The organism is Blautia sp. MSK.18.38, from assembly GCF_024460535.1.
In the GTDB taxonomy this organism is placed as follows: Bacteria; Bacillota; Clostridia; order Lachnospirales; family Lachnospiraceae; genus Blautia_A; species Blautia_A fusiformis.
Window position 1 is genome coordinate 1 of the sequence record NZ_JANFYP010000100.1, and the last position, 371, is coordinate 371.

The window sequence follows — 371 nt, forward strand, 5'->3', positions numbered from 1 at the left end:
TTTGGTTATCACGACAAAGAGATTCTGCATGGAGTAACTATGGAGCTAAAAGCAGGAACGGTAAATGCAATCGTAGGACCTTCCGGAAGCGGAAAGTCAACCATCGCAAAGCTGATTGCGTCCTTGTGGGATGTGGATTCCGGAAGTATTAAAATCGGTGGAGTTGATGTCAAAGAAATGTCGCTTGCAGATTTTAATCGGAAAATTGCATATGTTGCACAGGATAATTATCTGTTCAATGAAACGGTACGTGAAAATATTAGACAGGGAAATCCGGAGGCTACAGATGAACAGATCATCGAGGTGACAAAGAAAAGCGGATGCTATGAATTTATCATGCAGCTTGAGAACGGATTTGATACGGTTGTAGG

1 protein-coding gene is annotated in these 371 nt (G+C 42.0%); it reads left to right on the top strand.

Annotated features, from left to right (window positions below; translation table 11 throughout):
• A partial coding sequence (locus tag NE638_RS17920; protein ID WP_173746892.1) for an ATP-binding cassette domain-containing protein occupies nucleotides 1-371 on the top strand: 371 nt, incomplete at both ends.